The organism is Citrobacter sp. ANG330 (assembly GCF_047467925.1).
In the GTDB taxonomy this organism is placed as follows: Bacteria; Pseudomonadota; Gammaproteobacteria; order Enterobacterales; family Enterobacteriaceae; genus Citrobacter_A; species Citrobacter_A amalonaticus_G.
Map to the genome: position 1 here is coordinate 85,469 of NZ_JASJUI010000014.1, position 9,385 is coordinate 94,853.

At 55.7% G+C, this 9,385-nt stretch carries 8 protein-coding genes; all 8 read left to right on the forward strand.

The window, feature by feature from the left end; translation table 11 throughout:
* The first annotated feature begins 28 nt into the window (after positions 1-28).
* Positions 29-949 carry a ribokinase gene (gene rbsK, locus QNN88_RS21590; protein WP_414241985.1) on the forward strand — a complete coding sequence of 307 codons (921 nt, stop codon included), beginning with the start codon at positions 29-31 and terminating at the stop codon, positions 947-949.
* 27 nt (positions 950-976) lie between these two features.
* On the forward strand, positions 977-2,290 hold the full coding sequence (fucP, locus tag QNN88_RS21595) for an L-fucose:H+ symporter permease (RefSeq protein WP_414241986.1): 1,314 nt from the start codon (positions 977-979) through the stop codon (positions 2,288-2,290).
* An 11-nt stretch (positions 2,291-2,301) separates the two neighbouring features.
* A complete protein-coding gene (locus QNN88_RS21600) occupies positions 2,302-3,315 on the forward strand; it encodes an aldose 1-epimerase family protein (protein ID WP_414241987.1) in 1,014 nt (337 codons plus the stop codon).
* A 154-nt stretch (positions 3,316-3,469) separates the two neighbouring features.
* On the forward strand, positions 3,470-4,063 hold the full coding sequence (uhpA, locus tag QNN88_RS21605; RefSeq protein WP_414241988.1) for a transcriptional regulator UhpA: 594 nt from the start codon (positions 3,470-3,472) through the stop codon (positions 4,061-4,063).
* Complete coding sequence (gene uhpB, locus QNN88_RS21610) at positions 4,060-5,562, forward strand: signal transduction histidine-protein kinase/phosphatase UhpB (protein ID WP_414241989.1); 1,503 nt, start codon at positions 4,060-4,062, stop codon at positions 5,560-5,562. Before uhpA ends, uhpB begins: the two co-directional genes overlap by 4 nt.
* 9 nt (positions 5,563-5,571) lie before the next feature.
* Complete coding sequence (locus QNN88_RS21615; RefSeq protein WP_414241990.1) at positions 5,572-6,900, forward strand: MFS transporter; 1,329 nt, start codon at positions 5,572-5,574, stop codon at positions 6,898-6,900.
* Between the two features lie 142 nt (positions 6,901-7,042).
* Complete coding sequence (gene uhpT, locus QNN88_RS21620; RefSeq protein ID WP_414241991.1) at positions 7,043-8,434, forward strand: hexose-6-phosphate:phosphate antiporter; 1,392 nt, start codon at positions 7,043-7,045, stop codon at positions 8,432-8,434.
* A gap of 161 nt (positions 8,435-8,595) precedes the next feature.
* On the forward strand, positions 8,596-9,385 hold a 790-nt coding region (locus tag QNN88_RS21625; protein ID WP_414241992.1), incomplete at its 3' end, for a DUF6531 domain-containing protein.

Below are 9,385 nucleotides of genomic sequence, written 5' to 3' on the forward strand. Positions count from 1 at the left end.
TGTGTGATTGTTTCTGAGAGGTAGTAAAATGGATATCGCGGTTATTGGCTCCAACATGGTGGATCTCATCACCTATACCAACCAGATGCCCAAAGAAGGGGAAACGCTGGAAGCGCCAGCGTTCAAAATCGGCTGTGGCGGTAAAGGTGCGAATCAGGCCGTTGCGGCGGCGAAGCTCAATTCCAAAGTGCTGATGCTGACCAAAGTCGGCGACGATATCTTTGCGGATAACACCATTCGCAATCTCGAATCGTGGGGCATCAACACCACTTATGTCGAAAAAGTCCCCTGCACCAGCAGCGGCGTGGCACCGATTTTTGTGAATGCGAACTCCAGTAATAGCATTCTGATTATTAAAGGGGCGAACAAATTCCTCTCTCCGGAAGATATCGATCGCGCCGCGGAAGACTTAAAAAAATGTAAGCTTATTGTCCTGCAACTGGAAGTACAACTGGAGACGGTTTACCACGCGATTGAATTTGGTAAAAAACATGGCATTGAGGTGCTGTTAAATCCCGCCCCTGCATTACGGGAATTAGACATGTCTTATGCATGTAAATGTGATTTCTTTGTCCCGAATGAAACCGAGCTGGAAATATTAACCGGCATGTCGGTGGAGTCGTATGATCATATTCGTACCGCCGCCCGCAGTCTCGTGGATAAAGGGTTAAACAATATTATTGTCACCATGGGTGAAAAAGGTGCGCTGTGGATGACCCGCGACCAGGAAGTACATGTCCCGGCGTTTCGCGTCAATGCTGTTGATACCAGCGGCGCTGGCGATGCGTTCATCGGTTGTTTTGCTCATTACTATGTCCAGGGTGGCGATGTCGAAGCCGCTATGAAAAAAGCCGCTCTGTTCGCTGCGTTTAGCGTGACCGGAAAAGGCACTCAATCCTCTTATCCGAGCATCGAACAATTTAATGAGTTTCTTACCCTAAACGAATAATATTCCTGCACTGTAAAAGGTAGCACTATGAACGATAAAAACATCATTCAGATGCCCGATGGGTATCTGAATAAGACCCCTCTGTTCCAGTTTATTTTGTTATCCTGTTTATTCCCGTTATGGGGATGCGCAGCCGCATTAAATGATATTCTGATTACGCAATTTAAGAGCGTATTTTCACTCAGTAACTTTGCGTCAGCATTAGTACAGAGCGCCTTTTATGGCGGTTATTTTTTAATTGCGATTCCGGCATCTCTGGTAATTAAGAAGACCAGCTATAAAGTGGCGATATTAATCGGTCTGACGCTGTATATCGTTGGCTGTACGCTCTTTTTCCCGGCCTCGCACATGGCGACCTATACCATGTTCCTCGCCGCTATTTTTGCGATTGCCATTGGCCTGAGTTTCCTGGAAACCGCAGCGAACACCTACAGTTCGATGATTGGTCCAAAAGCCTATGCCACATTGCGACTCAATATCAGCCAGACTTTCTATCCGATTGGCGCGGCGTCCGGCATTTTGCTGGGTAAATATCTGGTCTTTTCTGAAGGCGACAGTCTGGAAAAACAGATGGCGGGGATGAATGCTGAGCAGATCCATAACTTTAAAGTGCTGATGCTGGAAAATACCCTGGAGCCGTATAAGTACATGATTATGGTTCTGGTGGTGGTGATGGTGCTGTTCCTGCTGACCCGTTTCCCGACCTGTAAAGTGGCGCAAACGGCGAACCATAAACGCCCGTCGGCGATGGATACGCTGCGCTATCTGGCCAGCAATGCCCGTTTCCGCCGCGGCATTGTGGCGCAGTTCCTGTACGTGGGAATGCAGGTTGCCGTCTGGTCATTCACCATCCGTCTGGCGCTGGAGCTGGGCGATATCAACGAGCGTGATGCCTCTAACTTTATGGTTTACAGCTTCGCCTGCTTCTTTATCGGCAAGTTTATCGCCAATATCCTGATGACCCGCTTTAATCCGGAAAAGGTGCTGATTCTCTACTCCGTTATTGGCGCGCTGTTCCTTGCCTATGTTTCACTGGCGCCGAGCTTTAGCGCCGTGTACGTCGCGGTACTGGTGAGCATCCTGTTTGGCCCCTGCTGGGCGACCATCTATGCCGGTACGCTGGATACGGTCGATAACGAACATACTGAAATGGCGGGCGCGGTGATTGTAATGGCCATTGTGGGTGCTGCGGTCGTACCCGCGATTCAGGGCTATGTCGCGGATATGTTCCATTCGCTGCAACTCTCGTTCCTGGTGTCCATGCTGTGCTTCGTTTACGTTGGGGTTTACTTCTGGCGCGAAAGCAAAGCGCGCAGCCTGGCTGAAGCGACCGCATCCTGAGGAGAACAATCATGACAACACGTATTGCGCTGTGGCGGGAGCTCTTTAATGAACATCCGCGAACCCTGCTGCAGAACGGCGACTTCACCGTTACCGCCTTTCGTTATGCCAGCGGTGTTGAAGGGCTAAAGGTTGAGAATAGCCGTGGTCATCTGGTGATTCTGCCCTGGATGGGGCAGATGATCTGGGATGCCTGGTTTGATGGCCATGATCTGACCATGCGAAACATGTTCCGCCAGCCGAAACCTGCAACGGAAGTGGTCGCGACTTACGGCTGCTTTGCCTTTCACTCCGGGTTGCTGGCGAACGGTTGTCCCTCACCGGAAGACGATCACCCGTTGCACGGTGAAATGGCCTGCGCGGCGATGGATGAGGCCTGGCTGGAACTGGACGGTGACAGTCTGCGCGTGACCGGGCGCTATGAATATGTGATGGGATTCGGTCATCATTATCAGGCACAGCCTGCGGTGGTGATGCGTAAAGCGAGCGCGCTGTTTGATATTCAGATGGCCGTCACTAACCTCGCATCCGTCGCGATGCCGTTGCAGTACATGTGCCACATGAACTATGCGTACGTACCGGAAGCCACTTTCAGCCAGAATATCCCGGATGAGGCGCTGCGGCTTCGCGAATCGGTCCCGGCGCATGTTAAACCCACCGAACAGTGGCTGGCGTTTAATCAACGGATTTTACAAGGCGAAGCGTCGCTGGCAACGCTCAGTGAACCCGACTTCTACGATCCAGAAATCGTCTTCTTTGCTGACATGCTTAACCAGTATACGGATAAACCTGAATTTCGCATGATCGCACCGGATGGCACCACGTTTGTCACCCGGTTCACCAGTGCGGAACTGAACTATGTCACCCGCTGGATCCTCTATAACGGCGATCAGCAGGTCGCCGCATTTGCCCTCCCCGCGACCTGTCGACCGGAAGGCTTTCTCGCCGCTCAGCGAAACGGCACATTACTTGAGGTGCTGCCACAGCAAACGCGGAGTTTTACGGTCACCACGGGTATCGCCTGATCGCTCAAGGCTTGAACAGCAAGGCGCTTATCGTTAAGGTAAGCGCTTTTGCCGGATGGCGTCGTAAACGCCTTATCCGGCCTACATCGGCACGCGCCCGTAGGCCGGATAAGCACAGCGCCATCCGGCTTGCTTTAGCGCCAGGATAAACCTCATGATTACCGTTGCCCTTATAGACGACCATCTTATCGTTCGCTCCGGCTTTGCCCAACTGCTGGGGCTGGAGGCGGATTTGCAGGTTGTCGCCGAGTTTGGATCGGGACGTGAGGCGCTGGCAGGTTTGCCTGGGCGCGGAGTTCAGGTGTGCATTTGCGACATCTCGATGCCGGATATCTCTGGCCTCGAGCTGTTGAGTCAGTTGCCGAAAGGCATGGCGACCATCATGCTTTCCGTGCATGACAGCCCGGCGTTGGTGGAGCAGGCATTGAACGCCGGTGCGCGGGGTTTTCTTTCCAAACGCTGTAGCCCGGATGAACTGATCGCCGCGGTGCATACCGTTGCCACCGGTGGTTGCTATCTGACGCCCGACATTGCAATGAAGCTGGCGTCCGGGCGCCAGGACCCGCTGACCAAACGCGAACGCCAGGTAGCGGAAAAGCTGGCGCAAGGGATGGCGGTGAAAGAGATTGCCGCCGAGCTGGGGCTCTCGCCGAAAACGGTACACGTTCATCGCGCTAACCTGATGGAAAAGCTGGGTGTCAGCAATGATGTTGAGCTGGCGCGGCGCATGTTTGACGGCTGGCAATGAAAACGCTGTTGTCACGGTTTATCACCGTTCTCGCCTGTTTTTTTATCTTCTCTGCCGCCTGGTTTTGTCTGTGGAGTATCAGCCTGCATCTGGTTGAGCGTCCGGAACTGGCAGTGCTGTTGTTTCCGTTTGGGCTGCGCCTGGGGCTGATGCTGCAATGTCCACGCGGTTACTGGCCGGTGTTGCTGGGTGCGGAATGGCTGTTAACCTTCTGGCTGGCGCAGGAAGTGGCGCTGGCGCATCTTCCCCTTTTGATGATCGGTAGTCTGCTGACGCTCTTGCCTGTGGCGCTGATCTCCCGTTATCGACATCAACGTGACTGGCGCACGCTGTTGCTTCAGGGCGCGGCGCTGACGGCGGCAGCGCTGTTGCAGTCGCTGCCCTGGCTGGGGCAGGGTGAAGAAGCGTGGACGGCGCTACTGCTCACCCTGACCGGAGGGCTGACGCTGGCGCCCATTTGCCTGGTATTCTGGCACTACCTGACCAGCAACACCTGGCTGCCGCTGGGTCCGGCGCTGGTCTCGCAACCGGTGAACTGGCGTGGACGACACCTGATCGGGTATCTGCTGCTGTTCACCGTCAGCCTGTGGTTACAGCTGGGTTTACCGACCGAGCTATCACGTTTCACACCTTTCTGTCTGGCGCTGCCAATCATCGCGCTCGCCTGGCACTACGGCTGGCAAGGGGCGCTGATTGCGACGCTGATGAACGCTATCGCGCTGATTGCCAGTCAGACCTGGCACGATCATCCTGTGGATTTGCTGCTTTCCCTGCTGGCGCAAAGCCTGACCGGAATATTGCTCGGCGCGGGGATTCAGCGTCTGCGTGAGCTGAACCAGTCGCTGCAAAACGAACTGGCGCGCAATCACCGGCTGGCGGAACGCCTGCTGGAAACGGAAGAGAGCGTTCGTCGCGACGTGGCGCGTGAGCTGCATGACGATATCGGGCAAACCATCACCGCCATCCGCACTCAGGCCGGGATTGTGCAGCGGCTGGCGGTTGAAAATGGCGGCGTGAAGCAGAGCGGGCAGCTTATCGAGCAACTGTCGCTGGGCGTCTATGATTCGGTGCGTCGCCTGTTGGGACGTTTACGTCCGCGGCAACTGGATGATTTAACGCTGGAACAGGCCATCCGCTCACTGATGCGGGAAATGGAGCTGGAAAGCCGCGGTATCGTCAGCCATCTCGACTGGCGGATTGATGAGACGGCGCTGAGCGAAGGGCAGCGGGTAACGTTGTTTCGGGTGTGTCAGGAAGGGCTGAACAATATTGTGAAGCACGCCAATGCCAGCGCGGTGACGCTACAGGGCTGGCAACAGGACGATCGACTAATGCTGGTGATTGAAGATGACGGTAGTGGCCTTCCACCCAATTCCGGCCAGCAAGGTTTTGGCCTGACCGGGATGCGCGAACGGGTCGCAGCACTGGGCGGTTCGCTAACGATTTCCTGTACGCACGGTACGCGCGTCAGCGTTTCGCTGCCGCAGCGCTATGTTTAAGGAGCGTTGATGCTGAACTTTTTCAAAGCACCGGCGAATGCACCGCGATTAACGGATAAGCGTGAGATCGACGAGCGCTACCGCTACTGGCGTCGTCATATCCTGCTGACCATCTGGCTGGGCTATGCCCTGTTCTATTTCACGCGGAAAAGTTTTAACGCCGCCGTCCCGGAAATTCTTGCCAACGGCGTGTTAACCCGCAGCGATATCGGCCTGTTGGCGACGCTGTTTTATATCACCTACGGCCTGTCGAAATTTGTCTCTGGTATCGTCAGCGATCGTTCCAATGCCCGGTATTTTATGGGAATCGGGCTGATTGCCACTGGCGTCGTCAACATTCTGTTTGGCTTTTCCACCTCGCTCTGGGCATTTGCGTTGCTGTGGGCACTTAACGCTTTCTTCCAGGGCTGGGGCGCGCCGGTGTGCGCACGTCTGCTGACGGCGTGGTATTCGCGCAACGAGCGCGGCGGCTGGTGGGCTATCTGGAATACCGCGCACAATGTGGGCGGCGCGCTGATCCCCGTTATCATGGCCGCAGCGGCGCTGCACTATGGCTGGCGCGCCGGGATGATGATTGCCAGTACGCTGGCGATAGTCGTTGGCATTTTTCTCTGCTGGCGACTGCGCGACCGGCCGCAGGCCGTCGGCTTACCGCCGGTGGGCGACTGGCAGCACGATGCGCTGGAAATCGCCCAGCAGCAGGAAGGCGCAGGGCTGACCCGCAAAGAGATCCTCACTAAATACGTGCTGCTCAACCCTTACATCTGGCTGCTATCGCTCTGTTATGTGCTGGTGTATGTGGTGCGAGCCGCCATCAATGACTGGGGCAATCTGTATATGTCCGAGACGCTGGGCGTCGATCTGGTGACGGCGAACATGGCGGTCACCATGTTCGAGCTGGGCGGCTTTATCGGCGCGTTGGTGGCGGGTTGGGGCTCGGATAAACTGTTCAACGGCAACCGCGGGCCGATGAACCTGATTTTTGCCGCCGGGATTTTGCTTTCGGTAGGTTCGCTGTGGCTGATGCCCTTTGCCAGCTATGTGATGCAGGCAGCCTGTTTTTTCACCACCGGATTCTTTGTCTTTGGTCCGCAGATGTTGATCGGTATGGCGGCGGCAGAGTGCTCGCACAAAGAAGCGGCGGGCGCGGCAACCGGATTTGTTGGGCTGTTTGCTTATCTCGGCGCATCGCTTTCCGGCTGGCCGCTGGCGCAGGTACTGGAAACCTGGCACTGGACCGGTTTCTTCGTGGTCATCGCTATCGCCGCCGGGATCTCCGCCCTGCTGTTACTGCCATTCCTCAACGCCCAGGCTCCGCGTGAGGTCAGTGAAGCGTGATGCAGTTCACTTTTTTACCGCGAGTAGGGCAAAACTAAGAAATTTTCCCGGTTTCGCCTGGACGTGTTCTCAGGCGTGTTTCCTGACTGATTTTTACAATGCCTGCCATTCGCAGGTATAAAAATTAGCCCGGGAGTATCCTATGCTGGCCTTTCTAAACCAGGTGCGTAAACCGACCCTGGATCTGCCGCTCGAAGTGCGGCGCAAGATGTGGTTCAAACCGTTTATGCAGTCCTATCTGGTAGTTTTTATCGGCTACCTGACCATGTACCTGATCCGCAAAAACTTTAACATTGCCCAGAATGACATGATCTCCACCTACGGGCTGAGTATGACGCAGCTGGGGATGATTGGTCTGGGGTTTTCCATCACCTACGGCGTGGGTAAAACGCTGGTCTCCTATTACGCGGACGGCAAAAACACCAAGCAGTTCCTGCCGTTTATGCTGATCCTCTCTGCGATTTGTATGCTCGGTTTCAGCGCCAGTATGGGAACGGGCTCCGTAAGCCTGTTCCTGATGATCGCCTTCTATGCCCTGAGCGGATTCTTCCAGAGCACTGGTGGTTCGTGCAGCTATTCCACCATTACCAAATGGACGCCCCGCCGTAAGCGCGGCACCTTCCTCGGCTTCTGGAATATTTCGCATAACCTCGGCGGCGCAGGTGCGGCAGGCGTGGCGCTGTTCGGTGCGAACGTTCTGTTCGACGGACACGTGATTGGGATGTTTGTTTTCCCGTCGATTATTGCTCTGATTGTTGGCTTTATCGGTCTGCGCTTTGGTAGCGACTCGCCGGAATCGTATGGTCTCGGCAAAGCCGAAGAGCTATTCGGTGAGGAGATCAGCGAAGAGGACAAAGAAACCGAAGAGAATGAGATGACCAAATGGCAGATCTTTGTTGAATATGTGCTGAAAAACAAAGTCATCTGGCTGCTCTGTTTCTCCAACATCTTCCTGTACGTGGTACGTATCGGCATCGATCAGTGGTCTACCGTGTATGCTTTTCAGGAGCTGAAGCTCTCTAAAGAAGTTGCAATTCAGGGATTTACCTTGTTTGAGGTTGGGGCGCTGGTCGGCACGCTGTTATGGGGCTGGCTCTCGGATCTGGCGAATGGACGTCGTGCGCTGGTGGCTTGCGTGGCGTTGGCGCTGATCATCGCAACGCTGGGTGTCTATCAACATGCCAGCAATCAGTATGTCTATCTTGCCTCCCTGTTCGCGCTCGGTTTCCTGGTGTTTGGACCGCAACTGTTGATTGGCGTGGCGGCAGTCGGTTTTGTACCGAAGAAGGCCATTGGCGCGGCGGACGGTATCAAGGGCACCTTTGCGTACCTGATCGGCGATAGCTTTGCCAAGTTAGGTCTGGGGATGATAGCTGACGGTACGCCGGTATTTGGCCTGACCGGCTGGGCGGGGACTTTCGCCGCGCTGGACGCTGCCGCGATCGGCTGCATCTGCCTGATGGCGATGGTTGCGGTCATGGAAGAACGCAAAATTCGCCGTGAGAAAAAGCTTCAACTATTAAGAGCCGCTTAAGAGTGTAGTGGATAACGTTTTGCCCAGCCTGTGCGCTGGGCTTTTTTCCTCCCGCCTAAACGTTTTCCGAATCCGGGCTATATTGCTCTCCCCTCGCAGTTTTTTCCCCTGATGCCGACTTAAGGTAATCCTTCTGATTTTTATGCAAAAAGGATTTGAGCATGAGCGGAAAACCAGCGGCGCGTCTGGGCGACATGACGCAGACGGGCGGTAGCATTGTCCAGGGCTCGGCAGGCGTGATGATTGGCGCGCCAACAGGCGTGGCCTGCTCGGTCTGCCCTGGCGGTGTCACCTATGGTCCGCCGGTGAACCCCCTTATCGGTGCCAAAGTCCTGCCCGGCGAAACCGATATCGCCCTGCCCGGTCCGTTGCCGTTTGTACTCTCCAGAACCTACAGCAGCTACCGGACGAAAACGCCTGCCCCGGTGAGTATTTTTGGTCCCGGCTGGAAAGCTCCTTTCGATATTCGCTTACAGCTTCGCGATGAGGAACTTATCCTCAACGACAACGGCGGCAGAAGCATTCACTTTGAGCCGCTGTTTCCCGGTGAAACCGCCTTCAGCCGCAGCGAGTCCCTGTGGCTGGCCCGTGGCGGCGTGGCTAAACTGCATGAAAGCAATGCATTGCATGTGCTGTGGCAGGCCCTGCCGGAAGACCTGCGCTTAAGCCCGCATCTTTATCTGGCGACCAGCAGCGCACAGGGGCCGTGGTGGATTCTGGGCTGGCCTGAACGCGTACCGGGAGCGGATGAGGTGCTGCCCGCCCCGCTGCCGCCGTACCGGGTGCTGACCGGGCTGACTGACCGTTTCGGACGCACGCAAACCTTTCACCGGGACGCAGACGGGGAATTTGCCGGGAATATTACGGCTGTCACCGACGGCGCAGGTCGTCGCTTCCGGCTGGCGCTGACCACGCAGGCGCAGCGGGCTGCACAGTACCGGAAGCAGGTAA

Coding starts and splice junctions, on each gene's coding strand:
- rbsK (WP_414241985.1), top strand. CDS start 29: ATGGATATCGCGGTTATTGGCTCCAACATGGTGGATCTCATCACCTAT.
- fucP (WP_414241986.1), top strand. CDS start 977: ATGAACGATAAAAACATCATTCAGATGCCCGATGGGTATCTGAATAAG.
- QNN88_RS21600 (WP_414241987.1), top strand. CDS start 2,302: ATGACAACACGTATTGCGCTGTGGCGGGAGCTCTTTAATGAACATCCG.
- uhpA (WP_414241988.1), top strand. CDS start 3,470: ATGATTACCGTTGCCCTTATAGACGACCATCTTATCGTTCGCTCCGGC.
- uhpB (WP_414241989.1), top strand. CDS start 4,060: ATGAAAACGCTGTTGTCACGGTTTATCACCGTTCTCGCCTGTTTTTTT.
- QNN88_RS21615 (WP_414241990.1), top strand. CDS start 5,572: ATGCTGAACTTTTTCAAAGCACCGGCGAATGCACCGCGATTAACGGAT.
- uhpT (WP_414241991.1), top strand. CDS start 7,043: ATGCTGGCCTTTCTAAACCAGGTGCGTAAACCGACCCTGGATCTGCCG.